This window comes from Bilophila sp. T19-St14 (assembly GCF_059728385.1).
In genome coordinates this window covers 313961-338888 of record NZ_BAAGFT010000001.1, presented here as the reverse complement: position 1 = coordinate 338888, position 24928 = coordinate 313961, and the positions used below count along the sequence as shown (strand labels likewise).

Here is a 24928-nt window from a genome sequence, read left to right as displayed (position 1 = left end):
AAAACGGAACAACCGTTTCTTTCCAATAAAAAAGGCTCTACCATAGAATGTGGTTGTTTCATCTCACAGTATAAGGAAAATACAGCCGTTTCCTCCTGTTTTTTCATTGGCTGGCTCCATAACTGAGGCATTCTGCTGGTTATTGGAGCTTCAAGCAGTAAAGTATCAACCATTTCCTATAAACAATCACAAAAAAATCCAGATTGATGAACGAAGCCGGGCTTTGTTTTGTTCGATGCAGGATTGCAGATCTTCAATAACGTAAAGCCCCACAAAGCTTTTTGGGCTTTATGGGGCTTCCTAAGATTCTTTTTGGCGGAAACATATAGGAAGACTACGAATGAAACCAAACGGAAGATACCTCACTCAGGTGGGCTGCTTTTCAGTATTTTTACCGCCTACACGGCGGATAACGGCAGCCTCGCCGTGGTGGGCACGACGGAACACTTCTAAGCCGCCTACACGGCGGATAACGCCCCCCTTGCGTTTGCTATCTTGTCTTCAACCTTCTAAGCCGCCTACACGGCGGATAACCGTTCAAGGCTTGTCGCCATTCGTGGGATGCTCTTCTAAGCCGCCTACACGGCGGATAACGGGGGCTGGTCGACGTCATCCGGGACAATGAGCTTCTAAGCCGCCTACACGGCGGATAACACACGAGACAAGACCGACCTGTCCCGCGCCAACTTCTAAGCCGCCTACACGGCGGATAACGAGAAGCGGAAATACTCGGGGGCGACGGGCGCCTTCTAAGCCGCCTACACGGCGGATAACAGTGATCAGCCCTTTCACATATGTGATATGCCCTTCTAAGCCGCCTACACGGCGGATAACTTTTGTTTTCAATCCGTGGTCGGCCCATTGCACTTCTAAGCCGCCTACACGGCGGATAACACCAAACGGGAAGGCGCAAGGCTACATCGCAACTTCTAAGCCGCCTACACGGCGGATAACGCACGAAAAAATTGGAAAGATGCATATAAACACTTCTAAGCCGCCTACACGGCGGATAACGGGAGACGCCGAAGAGGATGGCGTGATAGTGTCTTCTAAGCCGCCTACACGGCGGATAACCTGCGACCGCGCCACGTTTATCTCGATAGACTCTTCTAAGCCGCCTACACGGCGGATAACATAGTCCCGTTGGTTCTCTTGCAGATGCTTTCCTTCTAAGCCGCCTACACGGCGGATAACACCCAGAATGGGTATTGTGGAATGGACAAAGCCTTCTAAGCCGCCTACACGGCGGATAACAAGATGCTCGCTTGCAGTTGCCGGAATATCTCCTTCTAAGCCGCCTACACGGCGGATAACCGGCATCTCAAGGCCATGGTGCTGGTTATCTACTTCTAAGCCGCCTACACGGCGGATAACGAGCAGTTGTGAAATAGTCTTTAGCCCAGGAACTTCTAAGCCGCCTACACGGCGGATAACTAGAATCTCTCGAAAAGTTTTCCCTGCTTTTCAACAGGTTACCCTTAACAAGGCTTCAGAGACTTCGTTTTTACCCTCTCTTTCTAACTACCTTATTCTTAATTCCTTTTCTCGACAACTCTTTTATGAAGCCAAAGGACGTCCCTCATTACTGTCGGGCTTTCTTTTTCTGGAAGAGAATATGCAAAGACCAATCCCCCCACCATCCCCTATCCACACAAAGTAATCCAGGCACCCGCTGTATTCTGGCCATGTCCATGATCATCGTGGTACTAATCCCCCCTCAAGCCGGAACCTTTTGCCAAGATTGGCGAATTTGGCAAGCAGATTGAGAAAATCAACCGCTGGTTTGAACGATGTAGTAATAATGCCAAGTGCAGGCTGTCTGCCGGCGCCAAACGAGACCTCAACGGAAGGTTTCGTATCCTCGCCGAACATGTCGGTTCAGCACTCGCCAAAATCGATGAAGACGCGAAATGGGAAAAATAGGCCGCCGGAATGTGGGCGGGCCTCACTTTCCTAGGGCGTGTCGGCAATTAAATATAATCTATTGAAACAGTTAATTATTTTCAAGTTTTAAAAATATTTAAAATAATTTTAAATAATTATACAAATAACGACACAACCCTAAGGAATACCCGGAACACCTGCCCTGTCTACTTCCGGGGCCTTTACTGGCATAACCTACTCAAGCACTGACCACGCTGTACAATGCGCTCGAAAAGGTTGAGCAGCAAATAGAGGAAATCGGAACAAACATTTATCTGAAGGCAACATAATGGGCTCTCTCAATAAAAACACCATGTTTGAACAACTTTTCCAAGAGCTTCCCCCTATTTTTGCACGGCAACAGTTCCCCAGCTTCTTCAGGGGATCTATAAATACCAAACGCTATACAACATGAAGTCTGAGGGAGATGGACCTCCTTCCACAAAAATTGGAAAGAAGATTTGTTATGAACGGGAGTCCGTTCTCCAATAGCTTATAAGAGAATTCAGGTGAAAATTGATTTACGCGCTACTGTTGCTTCCCATTCATTACTTTTAAATGTGGGGTAATGATGGGGCAAAAAAGAAAAGAAGAAAGTTAATCTATATATTAGGCTAACCTTCTTCTTTTTTATTCAATAATGGCGGAAACGTATAGGAGTCGAACCTACCAACGGCCTTTCGACCGTCCACCAGTTTTGAAGACTGGGCGCCACACCGGTGACGAAACGTTTCCCTAACTTGTGCTTACTTTTGGGAAAGTATCACATCCTTCCTTTTCGTCAATAGCGCCTTTTTCATTGTAATATCAATAGGTTAATAACCCATGACACGAAAAGGCGTGAAGGGGCCACCATATGCCGCCTGAAAAGCAACAAAACACGCCCAAAGGGAGCCTATTCTGGCGACAGAGCAACTGCACAGTATCTTTTTTCAAAAAACTCAATAATTCCCGGTTTGACTCCTCAGCATATGGCCCTTCTCCGATTCGTTTCGACCGAGGCTGCGATGCCCCCAAGCCTCAAGGCATCGCAGCTCTTTTCAGATAAGCCTACTGCGCGGGGTTAGCTCCATTATTGCTCTCCCTCCCCCAATTGGCATCTATGCCAAACACTTTTTCCTATTCATTACATTTCTTTATAACGAAATACCGCATATATTTTTATACAAAATGATAATAAGCTAATCAATATATTTAAAAGACAATAATATTATTTTTAATACATATTGATTTTCTATTTGTCATATTCCTTTTAATTTAACACAATTTCTCATAAAAAGCACAAATATATGAAAACCACTTTTTTATTGCCTAACACATACCAATAATTTTATAATATTCACAATTTTTATTGTGAATCTATCCGCCATATCTCCATGATATATTTTCTCTATAAAAAATTTCTATACACAGACAAATACCATCATATACAACACTATAATTCAAATCAACACTATTACATTACCGTAGAAAACAAGTTTTCTAAAAACGCCTTGTACGTAATAGCATCCGTTTGAAACAGTATTTGTTTTGCTTTCATCTTTGCCTATGCGGAAACGGACAGTACTCATATTTTTCGGAAAATACATATTTCATCAGTGGTTATACCAAGATACAGTAACTACAACGAATATTGCAATAAAATTCTTTATATAGAGCCCTATCTCTATATATGTTTTATTTAACGCTTTGACAATCCTACTTTCTTGTTTAATATAAAAAAACCTCTAAAACCATTTGTTAAATGTGAAAAAGATTTGGGAAGCGATTCTCTTTTCGTTTTATTCAAAATATGCTTTAGGCATACGCAGTGCTGAAAGACAAAGAGGCGACCATGAACCATAGGCCTGAAGAACTCTTTTCCGTCTTCTTTTCAACCGTTTTTGAATCGTCCTGCATATCGGACTTTACACGGAAAGTATCCTCTTTCCTCAAGCGGTATATGCCTGTATCCGCCGCATATATCTGCTTTTTTGAAAAAGATACCCTTTTTAAGGTAGCCGAGCATGTCAACTACATAAAAGCGCCTTTCCCGGATCAAGTCATCATACCGGAAGATATTCTCAACCGTATGTATGTGGAAGACAATTTTTTTACCGGAGACGTCCACTCCATAAGGAACTTTACGGGGGAGGAATCCTGCGTCTTTTCTGAATTCAGGAACAGCCTTTTCAACAACGAAGAGTCCTCCAGCATCTATATTCCTATCAAGCACCATGTCCTTGAAGGCATTCATATTTACATGTCCATATACGGCATCGGAAAGAATAGGTTCTCACAAGAAGACATCGATATATGTTCATTCATACAGCCGATGCTTATAGATACCTTCAACAGTATTCTTCTTTATAACGACATCAACGCGCTGAAGCAGTCTTTCATTGCGGAAAAATCCCCCTCGGTGGCCAAGAGCATTATAGAACGATACGATTCCTCAGCAAACGGGGATGCCTTCCCCACACTTGACGCCATCATCATCGAACATATCAAGTTGGCCATCACAAAGGCCAATGGGAAAATTGCCGGGCCTGACGGGGCCGCAAGCCTGCTTGGACTGAACACAAGCACGCTGTGGTCCAAGATCCGCAAATACAATATAGATCCTAAGACGCTTACCGAGTAAGCGCCAAAACAATAACTCACCCTCATAGCAGGTGGTTTATTGTTTCGGCCGCCTTGTACCCTCAACAGGCTGAAGCCCATAATATGAGAAAAGCCAATCCATACGGATTGGCTTTTCTCATGCGCGGGCTGTCGGCAAAGCGGCCTACTCGGCCTCTTGCTTACAGACATCAATCCATGTCCCGCCGGTTACCCGTTCCAAATCGGCGAGCGAAAGGCACACCGCATTGTTCGGGGCCCCCGCCGCAGGATAAACCGGGTCAAAGGCCTTGAGGCTGCGATCAAGGAAAATCCGTACCCCCTCGTTTACCGCAAAAGGGCAAACCCCGCCGATGGGGTGCCCGATGAAGGACTCCACTTCCTCCCCCTGCGGGAACTTCGCCTTTTCCTTGAATTGATCCTTGAATTTCCGGTTGTCGATCCGTGCCGTGCCCATCACCACAATCACGATGGGCCCTTCAGCCGTCTTGAACGACAGTGTTTTGGCGATGCGTCCGGGTTCGCATCCTGCTGCGACGGCCGCCAGTTCGACAGTGGCGCTGGACGTGGCGAATTCGCGGTAGCCGCCAAGAACGCCGAAAGCCTCAAGCTGTTTCTTCACTTCATCAATACGCATTGTCCCATCCTTCTCATAGCTGTGCCGGGCTTGAAAACACGCCCCCGCCACCATAGTCAACCGGAGGCGCAACGACAAGATGCCCTCTCGACCTTGCCGCGCATCTCTGCCATACTGGCGCTTTCTCCCGAGCCGTTTTCCTTACGAGACGTTTATGCGCATTTTTGTTTTCCTCGGCACCATACTCGTCATATTCATCCTGTTTACAGGGCACGTGCTGCTGGTCACGAAGGACGCGCCGGACGACAGCTATCTCCCGTCGCTGGAGTCGTCCATCAGCATGCTCTCGCCCATGACGGCCATGCCTCAGCTATTCACCCCCAAAGAACAGACGTGGATAGATGAACACCCCGTCATCACCGTAAGCATGACCCCGGCCTTCATCCCGTTGTCCGATCCCAAGCAGCTCAACGCCTATTCGGGCATCAGCCTTGACTATCTGCGGCTCCTTTCCCGCATCATCGGGGTCCAGTTCCGTATAGAGCCGCAATCCAACTGGGCCACGGCGCTCGAAGACGCCAAGCAGTGGCGGACGGATTTGTTCGCCATGGTGGAGCCGACGCTCGCCGCCGACGCCAACCTGCGCCTTACCCGCCCCCATACCCCGCTCCCCGGCATCATTGTGATCCGCGAAAACGCGCAGCACACCACCAGCCTCAAGGAGCTCGCCGGAAAACGGGTTTCCGTCGTCTACAGGCATTACTGGCACAATTACCTTGAAAACCGCTACCCCGGAATCATTCTTGACCCCGTCAGCAATCCGCTGCAAGGGCTGTTCCGGGTCATGTCCGGGCATTCCGATGCGCTGGTCGACTATAAGGCCAGCGTCCTCCCCAAGCTGGAAGACAACGCGCATCTGCGGCTTCAGGCAACCTCGACCATCCCCGCCCAGAGCGGCCTGTCCATCGGCGTGCGCTCGGACTGGCCCGAACTGCACAGCATCCTTGACAAAGCCCTCTACCAGATCCAGCCCCCCGAAAGGGAGCTCATCAACAGCCGCTGGCTCAGCCGCCAGCCGTCGTTCCATCTTCCCCCGCGCACATTCTGGATAAGCCTGCTCGGCATTGAAGTCGTCCTGTCCGTCCTGCTGCTGATTATTTTCTGGAACTTCCAGCTCCGCCGCAAGGTTGAGGAACGTACCAAGCGGCTGGCCGCCGAACTGGAAAAAAGCGCCAAGGCCGAAGATCTCCAGCGCCTCAACACCGAGCTCCAGCAGGCCATGAAAGCAGCCGACGCCGCCACGGAAGCCAAAAGCCGTTTCCTCGCCAACATCAGCCACGAGATCCGCACGCCGCTGCACGGCATCATTTCCTTTACCGAATTGGCCTACCTGAAAAACAACCCGCTGCCGCGCAACCACCAGCGCACCATTTTGGATCTGTCCTACGCCCTGCTCGACATCGTCAACGACACGCTGGACTTCTCCAAGATCGAAGCGGGCGAAATGGACACGGACACCGCCCCGTTCATGCTTGATGAAGTGATCCTGCGCGTTTGCGATATGACCATGCGCGGCAGCATGGCGCGCGAGCTGGAATGCCTGATCGACATCGATCCCTCCACGCCGCTGGCGCTTCTCGGCGATGCGGGGCGCTTGCAGCAGATCCTGACCAATCTGATGGGCAACGCCGTCAAATTCACGCCTCCGGGCGGGCGCATCCACCTGCAAGTCCGGCACGGCGGCAACCTCCATCTTTCCGAAAACCAGAACAAGGCGCAATTCCTGTTCTTCGTGCACGACACCGGCGTCGGCATCGCCCCGGATCAACTGCCGCAACTGTTTCAGCCATTCAAACAGGCCGACTCCTCGCTGACCCGGCGGCACGGCGGCACGGGCCTCGGCCTGAGCATCGCCCGGTATATGGTCGAAAACATGGGCGGGGAAATCTGGGTCGAATCGGAAGTCGGGCAAGGAAGCACATTCGCGTTCTCCATACGGCTTGCGCTTCAGGAGCAGGTGGAGGTGCTCGGCGGCAATACCTTTATGGATCTGCAGGCGGTCGTGGTCAGCTCGTCGGATACGGGCGTCCGGGTCATGCGCCGCACGCTGGAGGCCCTCGGCATCCGATGCCAAAGCCATGTCGCCAGCAGGGTGGGCCCGCTTTCCGTCCTCGCCTCGCTGGGGAAAAAACCGCTCAGGCCGGATTTCATCATCATCGATCGTCTTCTCGGCGATGGGGACTGTCCCCCGGCCCTGCGCCTTGCGGCGGAACTCCAATTGCGCTGCGCCGCCCCGGTCCCGCTCGTGCTTGTGGGCGGCCCAAGGGAAGGCCTCGCCATCTCCGAACTCAAGGACAAGCCCTATCCCGTCGAGGTCATACCGGCCATTACCGTGCGCTGCGTCCGCTCCACCCTCCGCAAGCTGTTTGATCGGAAAAAAGCGGGCTTCAGGGAGCCGCGCCCGGCGCAGTCGCCGGTGACGCCGGATCTGTCGGACGTCCGCATCCTTGTGGCCGAGGACAACCCCGTCAATCAGGAGATCATGTCCATACTGCTCGAAGAAACCCACGCCCGCATCAAGATGGCCGGCAACGGCATCGAAGCCCTTGCCCTGCTGGAGCGCGAAGCCTTCGACCTCATGTTCCTCGACATCCAGATGCCGGACATGGACGGCTACGAAACCATCAAGATCATGCGGGAACGCGGCTATGTCCTGCCCGTCGTCGCGCTTACGGCCCATGCCATGCAGTCCGACAAGCAGCGCTGTCTGGATGCGGGAATGGACGCGTACCTTTCCAAGCCGTTCAAACAGGCGCTGCTCTTCGACACCATCCACAGCCTGCTCCCTGAGTACTACCGGATCCCGGAAGCGCAGGCGGAAGAGCAGGCACGGCCTTCCCTGCCCGATGCGGAATCGTGGGCGTTCCTGCCCCCCTGCTTCTCGCCTGAAACCGTGATCCAGACAGGCCTGTCGCCGCAGCAGTACCCCACCATCCTGCAAAGTTTCGCCAGGAACCACGCGCAGGATGCCGCCCTCTTCCGCCATGCCGTCCGCACCCATGATTGGGAATCCCTCCGTGAACGGGCGCACGCCCTCAAAGGGGCCTCGGCCAACCTCGGCGCGCTGCATTTGCGGGACGCGGCCCGCACGCTGGAACTGGAAGCGCAATCGCAGTTGGACAAGGGCTACCCCAATGCCGCCTTGTCCACGCTCCAAGGCAGGCCGCTCGCCGCCTTGCTGCCTGAACTGGAAGAGGCCCTCGGCGACGTCCTTGAGGCCGCCGCGAAGCTGTGCCCGTCGGACAAGGAAACGAAAAACGCGGACGGCCCCTCGGCCACCGCCTCCAAGCCCAAACTCGACATCGCCAAATTGGGCGCTTATTATAATGATCTGGTCGAGGCGCTCCAGCAGGCCGCGCCCGGGCGCATCCGCATCGCCTTGGGCAGCCTGCTGGTGATTTGCAATGCGGACGAATATCCCTTACTCCACACCCTGAAAATGCATGTGGACAATTATGACTATGAAGCTGCTCTGACCGTTTTGGAAAGGATCCGCCCTTCCCTGTTCTTGAGCAGCGTCCCAAGTACGGAGCCTTCCGATGCAGCCCAATAAGCCTGTCGTTCTGGTCGTGGATGACGATCCTGTCAATCTGGACATCCTGGTCCAGACCCTCGAACAGGACTATTTCCTCATCATCGCCAAAAACGGAAAGCGCGCGCTGGATTTGGCCTTCAGCCACCATCCCGATCTCATCCTGCTGGACATCCTCATGCCTGAGATGGACGGCTTTGAAGTCTGCCAGCGCCTCAAGGCGGACAAAAAGACCGAGGGCATCCCGGTGATCTTCCTGTCCGTGATGGAGTCGCCCGGCCAGAAGCACCGCGGTTTTGAAGTCGGCGGCGTCGACTATGTGACCAAGCCTTTCCATGCCGACGAAGTGCTGGCCCGCGTCCGCACGCACATCACCAACAAGCGCCTCCGGGAGGAGCTCGAAAGCCACAACATGCTCATCGGGATGGAGCTGCACGAGAAAAGCCGCCAGCTTGAAACCCTGATGAACAACCTTCCCGGCCTCGCCTATCAGGGCGAGCATTCGCTGGATCGGAAAGTCCGCTTCGTCAGCCAAGGGGTTACACGCCTTACCGGGTACACGCCGGAGCACTTCATGGGGCCGGACGGGATGGGCCTGCTTGCCCTCGTCCACCCGGACGACAGGGAACACGTTTCGGAAACGCTGGAAAACGCGCTCAGGAAAAAAGAGCCGTTTGAACTGACCTATCGGATCATCACCTCGTGGAATGAGGAAAAATGGGTCTGGGAGCAAGGCGCGGGCGTCCATGCCGAAGGATCCGGGGAGCAGGCGCCTCTCCTCGTCGAAGGCTTCATCAACGACGTGACCGAAAAGCAGAAGCAGGACAACACGATCCGGCAGGAAAACAAGGAGCTGCGTGAGCGCCTCAAAGCCCGATGTTCAGGCGACATCGTGGGCAATTCGCCGCAGATCACCGCCGTCTTCGACCTCATCGCCAAAGCGGCGGCCGTGGACGACAACGTGGTCGTTTACGGCGAATCGGGGACAGGCAAGGAACTGGCGGCCCGGGCCATCCACGACGGCAGCTCCCGGTATCAGCAGCCCTTTGTGGCGGTCAACTGCGGGGCCATCCCCGAAAGCCTCTTTGAAAGCGAGCTGTTCGGCTACAAGAAAGGCGCGTTTACCGGCGCGACGGCCGACAAGAAAGGGTATCTGGATCAGGCCGACGGGGGCACGCTTTTCCTCGACGAGCTGGGGGAAATCAGCCTCATGGGGCAGGTGAAGCTGCTCCGCGCCATTGAGCACGGCGGGTTTACGCCCGTCGGCGGCTCCCAGATCCACCGCCCGAATGTGCGCATCATCGCGGCCACGAACCGGGATCTCCTTGAGCGCGTCAATGAAGGGGCCATGCGCCGCGACTTCTACTACCGCATCCACGTCATCCCCATCCACCTCCCGCCGCTGCGGGAACGCAAATCGGACATCCCCCTGCTGGTGGAGCATTTCCTGAAGGCCTATCCGAGCAACAAGCGTTTCGAGTACATGGACAGCGAGATGCTGCACGCGTTCATGCTCTATGACTGGCCCGGCAATGTCCGTGAGCTGCAAAATGTGCTCTACCAGTACCTGAGCCTGGGGACGGCGCGCTTGGGGGATACGATCATCGGCGAGGCCACCGCACAGGCGGCCGCCTCCGAGCCCCCGGAAGATTCCCTGACGCTGGCGGAAGCGCTTTCCCGTTTCGAGAAGGTCTACCTGCTGAACGCCTTGAAAAAAAACAACTGGAAACGCGGCCCGACGGCGGACAGCCTCGGTATGGACAGGCGTACCTTGTTCAGGAAAATGAAAGACTTCGGCTTGGAAAAAGAATAGCGCCCGCGCGCTGTACTCCCCGCCCCTGTCAGAGCGCCTCCCTCAGCAGAAAGGGAGGCGCTTTCCTGTTTTGGGGCCAGTGAAAAAATGTCGCATTTCTGTCCCATTTTTTCATGCCCTTTTTGGTGATGGGCGTTTCCAGCGGCGGCCCTACTCGTGCTTTTTATCCCAATCACGGCTTATTATACGGGATTTTTTTCCCAACCATAGCGGGGGTGTATCGCCCGTACCGCATTTCAACAGAATAATACATTGAAATACAATATGTTATAATTTGGGAAATTTTTGTCCCAAAAAAAATCCCCTCCATTCCCTTTTTGGGACATTTTGATCCTATTTTTCCGGGGCATCAATGCAACCTCTGATGAAACGGAACTTTTTTACTTTTTTTCTTCTCTTCGGCATCATCCCTATTCCCCTCAAATAAAAGCCTTCTCTACTCCAGAACCAGAGGCGGCGGGCTGTTTTTGAGGATCGCGCCCAGCTTCTGGCACCATCTTTGCTCATTAGAGAACAAGATTGGAGCCGAAAGTGCAACTTGTGAGGGAGCAATCCCTTGCCGGCGTATCGCCTCCAGAAAGGATCCAGAGGCGGCGCTTCAGCCAATGTATGGACTAGCGTACGAGGTCCATGAATTGGCCAAAGCGCGTTCCTCCCTAGGAGGCGGCACCAGCGTGTTCGCCTTGAAAAAAGACAAAGGAGCCACCAGTGCCCACCACCCCAGAATCACGCATCAAGATTCAGGTGAATAACCTCACAAAACGGTTTGGGGATCTGACCGTCCTCGATGGGATCAACTTCAACATCAAAGAAGGCGAGCTCCTTGCCATCGTCGGCCCTACGGGCTGCGGCAAAACCACCTTCTTGAACACCCTGTCCAAGCTGATGCCCACCACTGAGGGCGAAATCCTCATTGATGGGGAAGAAGCGAACCCCAAGAAGCACAACATCTCGTATGTGTTTCAGGAGCCGACCTGTCTGCCTTGGCGTACCGTCCGCGAAAACGTGGCCTACGGCATGGAAGTCAAGGGCGTCGGCAAGGAAGAGCGTGAAGCGCGCGCGACCCAAATCATGGATCTCGTCGGCCTGTCTTCCTGTGCCGATCTGTATCCCAACCAGGTTTCCGCCAGTATGATGCAGCGCATCGCCGTTTCGAGGGCGTTCGCCGTGAATCCCGACCTGCTGCTGATGGACGAACCGTATGGACAGCTCGACGTCAAGCTGCGTTTCTACCTTGAGGACGAGCTGGTCAACATCTGGAGAAAGCTCAACAGTACCGTTCTGTTCGTGACGCACAACATCGAAGAAGCGGTTTACGTTGCCGAACGTATTCTGGTGCTGACCAACAAGCCCACCAAGATCAAGGCGGAAATCCCCGTGGATCTCCCCCGCCCCCGTAACCTGATCGATCCCAAGTTCGTGGAGCTGCGCAAGCAAGTCACCGAACTGATCCGTTGGTGGTAACCCAGGTTAGACGAGGCCCGCCTCTCTAACGCAGCACAGACACGAGGATGTGACTCATGGCCTACAAAGAAGTAAGCGTCAAACAGCCATTGCTTCTGACCATCCTTCCCTACATAAGCATCATCATCTTTTTCGCCTTCTGGGAAGGCGTGGTGCGTACAGGGATCATTCCGAATACGTTGCTGGCATCGCCCTCACAGGTGTTCGCCGCGTTCATCGACAAACTCAGCAACCCCAACCCCGACGGTGCCGTCATGGCGACGCACGCGTGGACGTCCATTCAGGAAGCCTTCATCGGGTATGTGCTCTCGCTCGTCGTAGGCATCCCGCTTGGGTTGGCTATGGGCTGGTTCAATGTGGTTGAAGGTCTGTTCCGCCCGATCTTTGAACTCATCCGCCCCATCCCCCCCATCGCGTGGATTCCGCTTACCGTTTTCTGGTTCGGCATCGGCCTTGCCGGCAAGGTGTTCATCATCTGGATCGCGGGCATCGTGCCTTGCGTCATCAACTCCTACGTCGGCGTACGCATGACCAACCCGACCCTTATCCAGATGGCCCGCACATATGGCGCCAACAACTGGCAGATTTTCACGCAGCTCTGCATCCCGTCCGCCCTTCCCATGGTGTTCGGCGCCCTGCAGCTCGCTCTGGCCTACTGCTGGACCAACCTTGTGGCCGCGGAACTGCTGGCCGCCGACTCCGGCCTCGGCTTCCTCATCACTATGGGTGGACGTCTCGGCCGTCCCGACATCATCGTCCTCGGCATGATTTGCGTGGGTCTGTCCGGTGCAGTCATCGGCTTCATCATCGACCAAGTTGAAAAGAAACTGCTGGCTGGCATCAGGAGGTAAGCGGCATGACCAGTTCTATCGCCAACGAAACCGTCGACCACTCCAAAAACCGCGAACCGTTCAGCTTTTACAAGTTCATTACCAACAAGTATTTCCTCAACGTGGTTTCCATCGTCCTGTTCCTCGCCCTGTGGGACTACGTGGCGAAAGAGAAGATCTTCCGCGACTCTCTGGCCCGTCCGATGGAAGTGGTGGATCAGCTGTACCGCCTGACCTATATGAAGTTCGCCGGCACCAACCTTCTGGGCCATATTTGGGCCAGTACCCAGCGCGTGCTCATCGGCTTCGTCAGCGCCAGCATCGTCGCCGTGCCCCTCGGCCTGTTCATGGCCCTAAACAAGTACGTCAACGCGATTGTGAAGCCCCTGTTCGACCTGTTCAAGCCCATGCCGCCCATCGCTTGGGTGTCCATCGCCATCCTGTGGTTCGGCATCGGCGAAATGTCCAAGGTGTTCATCATCATCATCGGTACGTTCGTCCCTTGTCTGCTCAACGCGTACAACGGCGTGCGCCTCGTTGACCCCGACCTGTATGACGTTATCCGCGTCCTCGGCGGCTCGCGCCGGGATGAAATCTTCCACGTATGCTTCCCCGCGTCGTTCCCCGCAGTCTTCGCCGGCCTCCAGATCTCCCTCAGCTCCGCTTGGACCTGCGTTCTGGCCGCCGAACTGATGAACTCCCGCGACGGCATGGGCTTCCTTATCAAGCGCGGCATGGACACCCACCAGCCCACCCTCGTGCTCGGCGGCATGGTCCTCATCGCGGCAGCGGCTTATGGAACCTCTCTGCTGGTCACGCTCCTCGAAGGCAAGCTCTGCCCCTGGAAGCGCACCATTGAAAACCTCTAAGCACAGCTTGAGAAAGGAAAGCATATGACCACCTGCAACTGCGAACCGAAACTCAAACTCCGCTGTGAAAACGTCAGCAAGACCTTCATCCAGAAGGGCAATCAGGAAGTCCCCGTCATCCGCGACGTCACTCTTGATGTGTATGAAAACGAGTTTCTGGTCATCCTCGGCCCCGGTCAGTGCGGCAAGTCCACGCTGCTGAAGATCTTCGCCGGGCTGGAAACGCCCGACACCGGATTTGTGACGCTTGACGGCCAGCCCATTACCGGCCCCGGCCCCGACCGCGGCATCGTCTTCCAGGGGTACATGCTCTTTGCATGGAAAAACGTCCGTGATAACGTGGAACTAGGCCTCAAGCTCCGCAATATCCCCGCCAACGAGCGGCACGAAATTGCGCAGCACTACATCGACATGGTGGGGCTGACCGGCTTTGAAAAGCACTACCCGCATCAGTTGTCCGGCGGTATGAAGCAGCGCGTGGGCATCGCCCGCGCCTATGCGAACTCCCCGAACATCATGCTCCTTGACGAGCCTTTCGGACAGTTGGACGCCCAGACCCGTATGTTCATGCAGAAGGAGACCGCGCGTATCTGGGAACAGGAAAAGCGCACCGTCATCTTCGTCACCAACAACATCGACGAGGCCCTGTTCCTCGGCGACCGCATCATCCTGATGGAAGGCAAGCTTCCGGGGAGCATCAAGACCGAATACATGATCGATCTTCCCCGCCCCCGCGAGCACACCAGCATGGAGCTGTTGAAGCTCCGCTCCGTCATCACCGACAACACGGCTCTGGTACTGTAATATGGAAACGACCACCGTCAGCTTCATCATCGGCACCCTGTGCGCAGGTCTGGTCTGGTGGTCGGTGCAGGGCTTTGTCCGACGCTGTTCGGGCAAGGCCCCGCAGGAACAAAACGATGCGCAGCGCCAGTATGACGACGCCCCTTGGGAACACACCGGGGAGATATACAGGAAGCTCCTGTATCTCAGACTCGCCAGCTTCGCATTGTGCATCCTCGCCGCGGCCGCCTTGTATTTCCATCTGGGAACGGCGCTCGCGATAGGGTTGGCGGGAATCGGCTGCGGGCTGCAGTTCTGCGCTTTCCGCATCCGCACCCGGCATGTTCAGGCCGTCCGCAAGGCGACGGTTGAAGATGCTGAAAAGGCCGCCGCAGGGACGTCCCGCTGACGTCCAAAATACGATCATCGTGCATGCCCCGACATGTATAATGATAAGGGTAGAGGGATTTTCCTCAGTACATTTCAACTTGGAGGAACAGGTATGCGTTTCAAGAAACTCATCAGTGCTTTTCTCGCTGCCGCATTTTGCGTTTCGCTCGCCGGCATGGCTTTCGCTGAAAAGCTCACCAAAGTACCCACCGCTTGGATGGACGAACACGAAACCTTCCTGATCTGGTACGCGAAAGAAAAGGGCTGGGATAAAGAAGCTGGTCTCGACATCGACATCCAGTACTTCGGTTCCGGCATGGATATTCTGAACGCCCTCCCGTCCGGCTCTTGGGTTTTCGCTGGCATGGGCGCCGTTCCGGCCATGATGGGCAACCTGCGTTACGGCACCTCCGTCATCGCCATCGGCAACGACGAATCCATGACCAACTCCGTGCTCGTCCGTCCCGACAACCCGATTGCCAAGGTAAAGGGCTACAACAAGGACTTCCCCGAAGTGCTCGGCAACCCCGACACCGTGAAGGGCAAGACCTTCCTGACCACGACGGTTTCCTCCGCCCACTATGCCCTGAGCTCTTGGCTCAAGGTTCTGGGCCTGACGGACAAGGACATCACCATTAAGAACATGGATCAGGCTCAGGCCCTGGCCGCTTTTGACAACGGCATCGGCGACGGCGTGGCTCTGTGGGCCCCCCACATGTACGCCGGTCAGGAAAAGGGCTGGAAGATCGCCGGCGACCTGCATATGTGTAAGGTCGGTAACCCGATCGTCCTGATCGCCGACACCGCCTATGCCGAAAAGAACCCTGAAGTCGTCGCGAAATTCCTCGGCATCTACATGCGCGCCGTCAACATGCTGCAGAAGGAACCCCTGGAATCCCTCGTGCCCGACTATCAGCGCTTCTTCCTCGAATGGGCCGGCAAGAACTATTCCCCCGAACTGTCTCTGACCGACCTCAAGACGCACCCCGTCTACAACCTGGAAGAACAGCTTGCCCTGTTTGACGCCTCCAAGGGTGCGAGCACCGCTCAGAAGTGGCAGAGCGACATCGCGAAGTTCTTCGCCGGTGTGGGCAGCATCAACAAGGACGAACTCAAGAAGGTCGAAAGCGGCTCCTACGCCACCGACAAGTACCTGAAGCTGGTCAAGACCCCCATCCCCAGCTACAAGTAAGCTTGAGCAAGGTGTAGATTAACATTGCGGGGTAGAAGACTCTCCAGAGCTTTCTACCCCGCTTCTGCCCCTACTTCCCAACGTACAGGAGAACATTCATATGAACGTCAAAAAATGGTTTCGCGGCCTCTGCGCTGCCGTCCTCTGCGTGGCCTATGTGGGCACGGCAGGCGCCGCCGAGCTCCAGAAAATCCCCACCGCATGGATGGGCGCTCAGGAGACCTTCCCCATCTGGTATGCCAAGCAGAAGGGATGGGACAAGGAAGTGGGCCTCGACGTCGAACTGCTCTACTTCAGCTCCGGCATGGACGCCCTCAGCACCCTGCCCGCCAAGACATGGGTCTTCGGCGGTATGGGAGCGATTCCCGCCCTCATGGGCGCCCTGCGCCATGACACCTACGTCATTGCCAACTGCAACGACGAGGCGATGGTCAACGCCGTCATGGTTCGCCCCGACAGCCCGATCATGAAGACCAAGGGCTATAACAAGAGCTACCCGAACGTGTACGGCACCCCCGAAAGCGTGAAGGGCAAAACCGTCCTCTGCACGACCGTTTCCTCGGCCCACTTTGCCCTGAGCTCGTGGCTCAAGGCCCTTGGCCTGACCGAAAAGGACGTGACCATCAAGAATATGGATCAGGCGTCCGCGCTCGCCGCGTTTGAATACGGCATCGGCGACATCGTGACCCTGTGGGCGCCCCTCACCTACGTGGGCGAAAAACGCGGCTGGAAAGTGGCCAGCACGCCGCATGACTGCTACCGCGGCCTTCCCATCGTCATCGTTGCCGACCGCGAATTCGCCGACAAGAACCCCGAAGCCACCGCGAAGTTCCTGAGCATCTACATGCGCGCCATCGACATGATGAAGAATGAGCCGATGGACAAGCTGCTGCCGGAATACCTGCGCTTCTACGTTGACTGGGCCGGTACCGACTACAGCAAGGATCTCGCCGAAATGGATCTCAAGAACCATCCGGTGTTCAATCTGGAAGAACAGCTCCAGATGTTCGACGCCTCCGAAGGCCCCAGCCAAGCCCAGAGCTGGCAGGGCGATTTGGCCCAGTTCTTTGCGGCCATCGGCAGGATTTCGCAGGATGAGCTGAAGAAGGTTGAAAACAGCTCCTATGTCACCGACAAGTTCCTGAAACTCATCAAGACGCCTCTTCCTTCCTATAAGTAGCAGAGGAACAAGGGCTGGCAGAAAAGGCCGGAAGCCGTTTCCGTTCTTTCCTGTCAGCCTTGCGCTTCCTCCCGCCTTGCCGCGGCCTCCCCCTCCTCCCGCTCTCCCTCCCCGTTCAGTTAATCATTTGTATTCACAAAAACTTTCCGTACGCTTGCAACGCCGGGAAAGTGGCGTATAGAGGATACGTATCCCACCCTGCGGGGCTCCCACGCCTCTGTTGCGTATGGCGTCCCCCGGAAGGGCGGCCTTTCAAACAGCACTGACGAGAGATTTGAGGAAAAGCCCATGAAACACATTACATGCCTTTGTGCCGGGACGCTGCTGGCCTGCTTGGTCCTGAGCAACGCCTATGCCTCCGCCCCCCGCGCTTTTCTGCCGCACGCGCTGGATTTCTCCGTCCCGGCGCATTCCTCTGGATTGGAGGCTCTCGTAGCCGACAGGGACGACCACCGGGAACAGATGCGGCAACAGCGCCAGCTTGAGCAGCGCGAAAGGATGCACCGCGCCGAGGATCGTTACCAGCAACAGAAAATGCGCAAAGAACAGGAGCGCATGATCCGTGAGCAGCGCCGCATGGAAAGGGAGCAAGCCCGGCGTAACGGCCAGCATTGGGACAACAGGGATCACAAGGACCGCAAATGGAACGACCGGAACCGCAACCATCCGGGGAAAAAGCACGACAGGGAACGGTGGGAACGGGAACGGCGGAAAGCGCATCAATATGATCGTCATCCCCGACCCCGCTACGATGATGGGCAGTACCGCCCCGAAGAATTGAAGCGCCGCGGCTTTGACGACGGCCAGTATCATCCGGGCCGCTGAAAACAGGGACAGGATCGTCACATGGCGATCCTGTCCCTGTTTTTATCGTCAGTGTTGATTTATCCCTTCTGGGAACGGAAAAACAGCCTCACGCTAAGGCCAATGTTGTCATCGACACTGTGCATCCCCAGAAAACGGTAGAAACGCGCCGAACCATAGCGTACGCCCCAAAGTGTCCTGTCCCAAACCAACTGGCAGAACATGCTGAGTTCCCCATCCGGCAGGTTCCGCAGTTCCGCATCGCACTCGATGGCCCGTTCAGTCCGCAGCACGCTGAGCCGCCCTTGCAGCCGATGCGTACGCCCCGTCACGGTGGCCCCTGTAATGGGCATCAGCGACAGGATATCCAAGTGTGCCGTGGGGTAGGCCATGACGTCAAAAAAATCGAGGGATTTCAAATGGGCAATCAGGACGGGCAACATCTCGTCCCGTGCGAGATCCCGGCAGACGATGCCGTTCATGTCCACCGTCAAAAATCCTTTCCCCTCCCCTTGCGGGCCGTGTGGGAACCTGAGCTCCCCGCCGCGCACGGAAAGCGTCCCGTCATGGCTGTGGATATTGTTATGGCACGCCCATTGGATAAAGCTCCTTTCAGGGATAAGCATATACTCCTTGAATTTCGGCAAGGGGATATCATCCTGCACGGGGGAATCCACCCCATCGCCTTCGAGAGGAAGCCCGGCTTCCCTCCAAGCCTCAAGCCCCCCGGCAAACAGGCTGATGTCCCTATAGCCTTCGCGCTGCAGTTTTTCAGCGGCAACGGCACTGTCCCAAGAGCCTCCCGCTCCGTATAACAAGAGCGGCGCGTCCATATCCGGCACCAGAGCCCGCATCTTCTCCTGAAACGCCGTTTCAAAGACGCAGACGCCGGATGAACCGGGGATATGCCGCCGGACGTGGAACTCAGGAGGCAGCACATCAATTAGGAAGCCTTCCGGGTGGTTTTGAAGGAATATTTGCACCTCGCCTATGGAAACGGTACGTATCTGCTGCATGCGGCAATCCTCTTTTTCCTTCAAAATATGGCGCGGGCCTCTTCTCCTCAATGATTACCCGCGCAATGCCCGCCCCCAAAAAGACGGGCATTGCGGTGGACGGCACCCGATCGCTACCCTTTGGCTTTGGATGCGGAAAAGCCCCTCCTGAGCGTTCCCGGCAAAGCAGCAACATCCTCAGCATGTTAAGCGCCATGCAAAAAAGAAGGGAAAGAAATATGTGTTTTTTGAAAAACAACGCTTGACAGAAACGGAGTTCGACGGTAAACCTTCTCTTCGTTGAGCGGGAGTAACTCAGTGGTAGAGTGCAACCTTGCCAAGGTTGAAGTCGCGGGTTCAAATCCCGTCTCCCGCTCCAACAAACACGCTCAAGGCGACGTAGCCAAGTGGTAAGGCAGAGGTCTGCAAAACCTCCATCCTCCGGTTCAAATCCGGACGTCGCCTCCATTTGAGCGGGAGTAACTCAGTGGTAGAGTGCAACCTTGCCAAGGTTGAAGTCGCGGGTTCAAATCCCGTCTCCCGCTCCATTTTTTACACCGCATTGCGGGAGTAACTCAGCGGTAGAGTGTCAGCTTCCCAAGCTGAAGGTCGCGGGTTCAAATCCCGTTTCCCGCTCCAGAAAATTGAAGGGGTTGCATCATATGATGTAACCCCTTTTCTTATGCGGCCTGCCGCTGTGCCGCCAATGGGCCTTTTCCGGGCCTTGATCAGCCGCCCGGCGAAACCCCAAACCGGAAAGACTTCCATGAGCCATGACTTCAGCGATTCCTTACAGCGGATGTTGCGGGAGAAAAAAGGAAGTCTCTTTCCGGTTCATGAAGGCATCCGATACGCTGAAATGCCAACCCCAAAGAGGCCACATCACCATAGGTTCCATTGGAAAACAAACTCCCTCCGTTTTCCACACGGTATTTTGCCGCACCCCGTCCCTCAATGGAGTGCCTTTGTTTCCACCTTCTAAGCATGTATTGGAACTCACGGTTATTGCGCTTCCAAAGCAATGAGGCCGCGTTTCCTCCCGTTTTGCTCTTTTACCTACAGGAACATCATGACCGCATCGTTTACAGAACTGGGATTGTCCCAAGAACTTTTGAAAGCCGTTGAAGATTTGGGGTTTGAAGAACCCTCCCCCATTCAGGTTTTGGCTATCCCGGCACTGCTGACGGGGAAGGATGCCGTGGGGCAGGCGCAGACCGGAACAGGCAAAACGGCGGCGTTCGGCCTGCCCATCCTGGAAAAGCTCACTTCCGGCAAGGGCGTGCAGGCGTTGGTGCTTTGCCCTACGCGCGAGCTGGCCATTCAGGTATCCGAAGAACTGAGCAAACTGGCCGTACACAAACGGGGCATTTCTGTTTTGCCCATTTACGGCGGTCAGCCTATCGAACGCCAGCTTCGGGCGCTTGCCAAGGGCGCGCAGGTGGTCGTAGGCACGCCGGGCCGGGTTATCGATCACTTGCAGCGCGGCACGCTGCGCTTGGGCGATGCGCGGATTGTCGTGCTGGACGAGGCCGACGAAATGCTGGACATGGGTTTCCGCGAGGATATAGAGCTGATTTTGGAACAAAGCCCGGCGGACTGCCAACGGGTTCTGTTCTCCGCAACCATGCCCCAGCCCATCCGTGAATTGAGCAAGCGGTTCCTGCGCGAGCCGGAGATGCTGACCATCGCCCACAAGATGCTCACGGTCCCCGCCATCGAACAAGTCTACTACGAAGTCCGCCCATACCAGAAGATGGACGCCTTGTGCCGCGTGCTGGACTCGCAGGGGTTCCGCAAGGCTCTGGTGTTCTGCGCCACCAAACGCAGCGTGGACGAGATAACCGTACACTTGCAGCAGCGCGGCTATCAGGCCGACGGGCTGCATGGCGACATGAACCAGACCCAGCGGGATCGGGTGATGAACCGTTTCCGTACCGACGGCATTGAGATCCTGGTGGCGACGGATGTGGCCGCACGCGGGATTGACGTGGACGACGTGGACGCGGTGATCAACTATGACATCCCCCACGATGTGGAAGGCTATGTACACCGGATCGGGCGTACTGGCCGCGCGGGCCGCGAAGGCAAGGCCTTTACCTTCGTCACGGTACGCGAACAGTACAAGATCCGCGAAATCATCCGCTATACCAAGGCCCGCATCCAGCCGGGCCAACTGCCGACCCTGCGTGACGTCAACAACATCCGCACTTCCAAGCTGTTGGATGAAGTCCGGCAAACCTTGGCCGAGTGCCCTCTGGATCGCTGGCGGGTACTGGTAGAGGATTTCCAGACCGAACACTTCCCGGATGGCGATGTTTCCAGCCGTGATATTTCGGCGGCCCTGCTCAAGTTGTTGATGCAGCGGGACTTTGGGAATCAGGACAATGTCGGTGAAGTGGATGAGCTGGCGGAACCGCAGCGCCCCGCCAAAAGTGCCCAAACGAAATCAAAAGGCAAGATGCAGCCGCTTTCCCGCAGGCAGGAATCCGGCCCCATGTCCAGGCTCCACATTGATGTGGGGCGGGCGCATGACGTCACCCCCCGCGCATTGGTGGGCGCCATAACCGGCGAAAGCGGCATCCCCGGACGGAGCGTCGGCGCCATCGATATTCAGAACAACTTCAGCATCGTGGAAATATCCGCCGAACTGGCCGCGCATGTGCTGGCCACACTCAACAAGGGCGTGTTCATAAGCGGGGTGAAGGTGTCGGCGAAGGCCGCCGATGAGACGGGCAACCCGCACCCCCGCAAACCCTTCGCCCCCGGCCCGCGCCGCCAGCGCTCCGGCAAATTCGGCAAAAAACCACGGGGAGCCACCTTGGGCAGGAAAGCCTACGGCGAATCACGGTAAAGAGGGCTTCCCCTTCCGGGATACAGCCCGCCGGCCCGACAGGTTCCCTACCCTTTTTCTGGATGGGGATCTGCCGAGGCCCTGATGACGGAGACTCGAAAACCGGGCAGGGACAAACAGCCAGCAGCGAAAAATACGCGGATTTTTCCCGTTATCGCAATTATGGGCTGTCCCCAAGTCAGCCGCAGGACACGGCTTATATTAGCCGTCCGCCTTCTCGTAAATCTCATGCCTGCAAGAGGCCCGGAGGGTATTTCTCCGGGCCTTTTCCATACATATGCCCCGTGCCGAGGCTTTCGTCCGCCAATCATCCCCGCAGACACACGGCCTTCATCATAGCACACTGTGGCGCCGTTCAGAAGAGAGAGAGAGAGAGAGAGAGAGAGAAAGAAAGAAAGAAAGAAAGAACGCATCCTACGATTACTCCAGACTCCTGATTGGCCAGCGGAAAACGGGGACAGCGTGGTACAAGTACCTCACCTCACGGTTTACCCATTCGGCACATCACAGCCTTCCCAGGCATCGGGGAGGACACGGGCAAAACGCTCCCAATCCGCAGCACTCTTGTCTTCGTCCGTAAAAACGTATGCGCGCACATCGGCAAAGCCGGTTTCCCCGATAAAATGTCCATACACGGCCCGCCCTTCCCGAATCGCCGCAAAAGAAACGCCATATCCGGGCCGGGTGATCAGTTCCCCCTTCCCGGCAAGCGAAAGAGCTTCTTCAAACCGCATATATCCCCCTTCGTTTATCATTCCCTTACGCGGGGAACGGGCCGTTTTCAAGCCGCCTTCCAGAGTACTGCCCCACGGCCCGATATATACACAGCCCGTAATAAAGGAAATACGGGCCACCTCCAGCTTCCACTTTGGGCCGCCTTCTCAAAAGGCTCGTTAGGTTGTGTCGTCATTTTACATGCAATTATTTTAAATTATTGAAAACAATCTCCTCACAATTTAAAAACAGTTAAATACTTTCAATAAATCAGGCTGTGTTATAGAAAATGGTTGATACTTTTTTCCTTGAAGTTCCAAAGGGATAACCGGAAAAATGCCTTAGCCGTAGCTCACGCCAAGGGGAAAACCGGATAAAAAGGCTGTACTTTCACCGCACTGTGGAGATGAAGCAACCACACACATAACAGAGCCATAAATTATATCTAATTGACGACGCAATCTAGAACCTTCTGCACGCAAAAAAGGCGTTCCCAAAAGAACGCCTCCTCAGCTTCAACCGCCCTTCCTGAGCGGCCAACGGCACGTTTCGCCATCCGCCAGCCTGAACGCCGCGCGGCTAACGGCTGCCTCCCTGCGTTTCGGCGATGCCCGCCGGGTTCGCCGTCACCAGCCACGCCAGCTCGTGGCGGCTGCTGATCCCAAGGCGGCGGTGAATGTTCCGTATGTGGGTCTTCAATGTGCTCGGCGAAATGTTCAAGTTGTCGCAAATGGTCGTATCCGGCGTTTTGCGGGCCAGCAATGCGGCGATCATCGCCTGCTGCCGGGTCAGCCCCAGATCACGGAAATGCGTCTCCAACTCCTCGATTGGCCAATCCATCAAGGACATCGGCGTGCTTGGGGCTTGTCCGGCCACCCGCTCAGGAGCCGCCGGCTCACCCTTTGCCAGACGGAAAAAGCCCACTTTTTCCAGATAGACGACAAAGATGAAGCTTCCCGCTAAAATGGCGAAAGCCTGAAACGCGAACAGCGAGTTGAGCGAATCGCCTCGGGCAATGCTCTCCGTAATCCAGCCGCTGTTGTGGCTTCCCACCCAAGACGCCAGCGCGATGCCCCCTACCCCACAGGCCAGCAACTCTAGCCTGCGCGTACCTTTACGGTACGAAACCGTGTGCAGAAATGCCGTCATCATATAAATGTTCAGCAAGGTATAACCAAACAGCAAACCGCCAAGCGAGAGGCCGGGCGACTCCCTGTGCAGCAGCGGCCACGCGGTATAGCCCACGACCAGTACCGGGATGACAAGCAAAAAAGCGTACCAGATTGGGGAACGGTGGGCCTGCCCAAGCACCAGCAACGCCGACAGCCCTCCCAAGACCACAAGGGAAAGCACGCCCAGGCTTGGCCCGGGCATGACCGGCTCAAGCGCACCATACAGATTGTAGTAAGCGCTTTCACTGAATGCCGTAAGCAGGCACCCACACCACAGGAACAGGGGGATACGGGAAAAGGGATAGGCATGTTTTCCCTCTTCCGCAGAGGTGTTGGGATACACGGATGGCAGCAAGGCAAACAGGGCGGGGAAAAGCAACGCGGGAATCACCCAATACGGTTCTGGGCACAACAGGACAAGATAATTGCATATCGGCGCGAGAATACTCGCCAGCCCAAGGCCCAGGACAAGCTGCCCCCCGGAAAACCGGCAGAGCGCCAGGCCAATGCGGCAGGCTGCGATGCCGGCCCCTACCCCGGCAAGGGCGCTGACGGCCCAACTGCCGGAACGCACCCAGCCTGAAAGCTCATTGGAAACCGGCGTAACCATCAACAAAACCGGCGTCCACATCAGCAGCAGCGTCACAAGCCTGCGCCGTAAGCGCGTACTTCCCAAGACAGGGATGACATACCCTTGGCATGATTCCTGTTCCGCAAAACGGAACCGCAGCCGGAGGCCGTAGGCAAGCAGTGCGAGCCCCGTGAACAGCGGCAGGTGAAACAGCTCCCCGGCCTCGTCATTGTAAGGCACAAGCCCCGGATAGCTGTACAGACGGAACGCCTGCCAAAGCCATGAAAAAAACAGCGCGGTCAACAATGCCGTACAGAGCAATGCCTGCACGGTACGGGCATCCGAAGGCCAAAAGCCTTCTTCCGCGGAGCTTCCCCCTGATGGGTCAAATATGCCTTTTTTCACATGGACTCCAATACGACGGCATGCTCAGGCGTCACCTTCCGGCCTGAACCGACCATAAAAAGGACACTGATCCGCCAAGCAGATTTTTGTCATCCATTCTCACGGAAGACAACGATTTCAAATAAAAAGTCAAAAAACAGGCGCGGCGTGAAAAAGAATTTTGACTTCTTTGCCATACCCCGCAGCGAACGCCCAGACGATC

At 55.6% G+C, this 24928-nt stretch carries 16 protein-coding genes, 5 tRNA genes and 1 CRISPR repeat array; of the genes, 16 read left to right on the top strand and 5 right to left on the bottom strand.

Annotation, left to right across the window (positions count from 1 at the left end; translation table 11 throughout):
• Positions 1-446 precede the first annotated feature (446 nt).
• A CRISPR array of direct repeats spans positions 447-1434; the repeat unit is 28 nt; unit sequence CTTCTAAGCCGCCTACACGGCGGATAAC.
• A gap of 1130 nt (positions 1435-2564) precedes the next feature.
• Positions 2565-2658, bottom strand: a tRNA-Sec gene (locus AC6I1V_RS01420).
• 1075 nt (positions 2659-3733) lie between these two features.
• On the opposite strand from AC6I1V_RS01420, the gene AC6I1V_RS01415 reads away from it, so the two are divergent.
• A complete protein-coding gene (locus AC6I1V_RS01415) occupies positions 3734-4546 on the top strand; it encodes a hypothetical protein (RefSeq protein WP_497736802.1) in 813 nt (270 codons plus the stop codon).
• A 144-nt stretch (positions 4547-4690) separates the two neighbouring features.
• Here AC6I1V_RS01415 and AC6I1V_RS01410 read toward each other — a convergent pair whose 3' ends face one another.
• On the bottom strand, positions 4691-5161 hold the full coding sequence (locus AC6I1V_RS01410; RefSeq protein ID WP_486854507.1) for a YbaK/EbsC family protein: 471 nt from the start codon (positions 5159-5161) through the stop codon (positions 4691-4693).
• A gap of 154 nt (positions 5162-5315) precedes the next feature.
• On the opposite strand from AC6I1V_RS01410, the gene AC6I1V_RS01405 reads away from it, so the two are divergent.
• The 10 genes from AC6I1V_RS01405 to AC6I1V_RS01360 all read left to right on the top strand — a co-directional run bounded on the left by AC6I1V_RS01405 (position 5316) and on the right by AC6I1V_RS01360 (position 18039).
• Positions 5316-8714: a response regulator gene (locus AC6I1V_RS01405; RefSeq protein WP_486854506.1), complete on the top strand. Its 3399-nt coding sequence runs from the start codon at positions 5316-5318 to the stop codon at positions 8712-8714.
• Positions 8701-10506, top strand: a complete 1806-nt coding sequence (locus tag AC6I1V_RS01400) for a sigma-54 dependent transcriptional regulator (RefSeq protein ID WP_486854505.1) — start codon at positions 8701-8703, stop codon at positions 10504-10506. Before AC6I1V_RS01405 ends, AC6I1V_RS01400 begins: the two co-directional genes overlap by 14 nt.
• 708 nt (positions 10507-11214) lie before the next feature.
• Positions 11215-11970: an ABC transporter ATP-binding protein gene (locus AC6I1V_RS01395; RefSeq protein WP_302553665.1), complete on the top strand. Its 756-nt coding sequence runs from the start codon at positions 11215-11217 to the stop codon at positions 11968-11970.
• Positions 11971-12026: 56 nt separating this feature from the next.
• A complete protein-coding gene (locus AC6I1V_RS01390) occupies positions 12027-12821 on the top strand; it encodes an ABC transporter permease (protein WP_337430667.1) in 795 nt (264 codons plus the stop codon).
• Between the two features lie 5 nt (positions 12822-12826).
• A complete protein-coding gene (locus AC6I1V_RS01385; protein ID WP_302553667.1) occupies positions 12827-13669 on the top strand; it encodes an ABC transporter permease in 843 nt (280 codons plus the stop codon).
• Between the two features lie 24 nt (positions 13670-13693).
• Positions 13694-14473, top strand: coding sequence for an ABC transporter ATP-binding protein (locus AC6I1V_RS01380; protein WP_009380730.1), 780 nt, complete (start codon positions 13694-13696; stop codon positions 14471-14473).
• 1 nt (position 14474) lies between these two features.
• Positions 14475-14861: a heme transporter gene (locus AC6I1V_RS01375; protein ID WP_486854504.1), complete on the top strand. Its 387-nt coding sequence runs from the start codon at positions 14475-14477 to the stop codon at positions 14859-14861.
• A gap of 93 nt (positions 14862-14954) precedes the next feature.
• A complete protein-coding gene (locus tag AC6I1V_RS01370) occupies positions 14955-16034 on the top strand; it encodes an ABC transporter substrate-binding protein (RefSeq protein WP_302553669.1) in 1080 nt (359 codons plus the stop codon).
• Between the two features lie 100 nt (positions 16035-16134).
• Positions 16135-17214, top strand: coding sequence for an ABC transporter substrate-binding protein (locus AC6I1V_RS01365; protein WP_302553670.1), 1080 nt, complete (start codon positions 16135-16137; stop codon positions 17212-17214).
• Positions 17215-17502: 288 nt separating this feature from the next.
• On the top strand, positions 17503-18039 hold the full coding sequence (locus tag AC6I1V_RS01360) for a hypothetical protein (RefSeq protein WP_308770895.1): 537 nt from the start codon (positions 17503-17505) through the stop codon (positions 18037-18039).
• Positions 18040-18098: 59 nt separating this feature from the next.
• On the opposite strand, the gene AC6I1V_RS01355 is transcribed toward AC6I1V_RS01360, so the two are convergent.
• Entirely contained in the window at positions 18099-19034 is a 936-nt protein-coding gene (locus AC6I1V_RS01355; protein WP_486854418.1) for a YceI family protein, read from the bottom strand.
• A 283-nt stretch (positions 19035-19317) separates the two neighbouring features.
• Here AC6I1V_RS01355 and AC6I1V_RS01350 point away from each other — a divergent pair.
• From AC6I1V_RS01350 to AC6I1V_RS01330, 5 genes are all read left to right on the top strand, one after another.
• A tRNA-Gly gene (locus AC6I1V_RS01350) sits at positions 19318-19392 on the top strand.
• Between the two features lie 14 nt (positions 19393-19406).
• Positions 19407-19481, top strand: a tRNA-Cys gene (locus AC6I1V_RS01345).
• A gap of 5 nt (positions 19482-19486) precedes the next feature.
• Positions 19487-19561 (top strand) — tRNA-Gly (locus AC6I1V_RS01340).
• A 16-nt stretch (positions 19562-19577) separates the two neighbouring features.
• Positions 19578-19652: transfer RNA gene (locus AC6I1V_RS01335), tRNA-Gly, on the top strand.
• Positions 19653-20082: 430 nt separating this feature from the next.
• Positions 20083-21864 (top strand): DEAD/DEAH box helicase, encoded by a 1782-nt coding sequence (locus AC6I1V_RS01330; RefSeq protein ID WP_486854419.1) that lies wholly within the window; start codon positions 20083-20085, stop codon positions 21862-21864.
• A 488-nt stretch (positions 21865-22352) separates the two neighbouring features.
• On the opposite strand, the gene AC6I1V_RS01325 is transcribed toward AC6I1V_RS01330, so the two are convergent.
• Together AC6I1V_RS01325 and AC6I1V_RS01320 are read right to left on the bottom strand one after the other, a co-directional pair.
• Positions 22353-22598, bottom strand: a complete 246-nt coding sequence (locus AC6I1V_RS01325) for a hypothetical protein (protein WP_302553391.1) — start codon at positions 22596-22598, stop codon at positions 22353-22355.
• 559 nt (positions 22599-23157) lie between these two features.
• The gene (locus tag AC6I1V_RS01320; RefSeq protein ID WP_486854420.1) at positions 23158-24726 is read right to left on the bottom strand and encodes a helix-turn-helix transcriptional regulator; all 1569 of its coding nucleotides are present in this window, start codon (positions 24724-24726) and stop codon (positions 23158-23160) included.
• Between the last annotated feature and the right edge of the window lie 202 nt (positions 24727-24928).

Coding starts and splice junctions, on each gene's coding strand:
- AC6I1V_RS01410 (WP_486854507.1), bottom strand. CDS start 5,161: ATGCGTATTGATGAAGTGAAGAAACAGCTTGAGGCTTTCGGCGTTCTT.
- AC6I1V_RS01405 (WP_486854506.1), top strand. CDS start 5,316: ATGCGCATTTTTGTTTTCCTCGGCACCATACTCGTCATATTCATCCTG.
- AC6I1V_RS01400 (WP_486854505.1), top strand. CDS start 8,701: ATGCAGCCCAATAAGCCTGTCGTTCTGGTCGTGGATGACGATCCTGTC.
- AC6I1V_RS01390 (WP_337430667.1), top strand. CDS start 12,027: ATGGCCTACAAAGAAGTAAGCGTCAAACAGCCATTGCTTCTGACCATC.
- AC6I1V_RS01385 (WP_302553667.1), top strand. CDS start 12,827: ATGACCAGTTCTATCGCCAACGAAACCGTCGACCACTCCAAAAACCGC.
- AC6I1V_RS01380 (WP_009380730.1), top strand. CDS start 13,694: ATGACCACCTGCAACTGCGAACCGAAACTCAAACTCCGCTGTGAAAAC.
- AC6I1V_RS01375 (WP_486854504.1), top strand. CDS start 14,475: ATGGAAACGACCACCGTCAGCTTCATCATCGGCACCCTGTGCGCAGGT.
- AC6I1V_RS01370 (WP_302553669.1), top strand. CDS start 14,955: ATGCGTTTCAAGAAACTCATCAGTGCTTTTCTCGCTGCCGCATTTTGC.
- AC6I1V_RS01365 (WP_302553670.1), top strand. CDS start 16,135: ATGAACGTCAAAAAATGGTTTCGCGGCCTCTGCGCTGCCGTCCTCTGC.
- AC6I1V_RS01360 (WP_308770895.1), top strand. CDS start 17,503: ATGAAACACATTACATGCCTTTGTGCCGGGACGCTGCTGGCCTGCTTG.
- AC6I1V_RS01355 (WP_486854418.1), bottom strand. CDS start 19,034: ATGCAGCAGATACGTACCGTTTCCATAGGCGAGGTGCAAATATTCCTT.
- AC6I1V_RS01330 (WP_486854419.1), top strand. CDS start 20,083: ATGACCGCATCGTTTACAGAACTGGGATTGTCCCAAGAACTTTTGAAA.
- AC6I1V_RS01325 (WP_302553391.1), bottom strand. CDS start 22,598: ATGCGGTTTGAAGAAGCTCTTTCGCTTGCCGGGAAGGGGGAACTGATC.